Genomic DNA, 246 nt, shown 5'->3' with positions numbered 1-246 from the left:
ATGCCGCCGATTTTCGTCGCGGCGACCGAGCGCGGCAGCGTATCGCGGCCGCCGACCTCGACGACCAGATCCGCGCCGGCGCCGTCGGTGAGCCGCAGCACCTCGTGCTGCCATTCCGGCGTCGCGCGATAGTTGATCGTTGCGTCCGCACCGAGTGCACGCGCGCGTTCGAGCTTCGCATCGCTCGACGACGTGACGATCGTGCGCAACCCGGCGGCCTGCGCAAGCTGCAGTGCGACGATCGAC

Annotated in this window: 1 protein-coding gene; it reads right to left on the bottom strand. The window is 69.9% G+C overall.

From position 1 onward, the window contains the following. A partial coding sequence (locus AC1RPY_RS08120) for a zinc-binding dehydrogenase (RefSeq protein WP_481763174.1) occupies nt 1-246 on the bottom strand: 246 nt, incomplete at both ends.

The organism is Dellaglioa sp. CoH-56-MRSF-12, assembly GCF_056782075.1.
The sequence above is the reverse complement of the archived record's forward strand: the minus strand, read 5'-3'. Positions and strand labels throughout refer to the sequence as shown.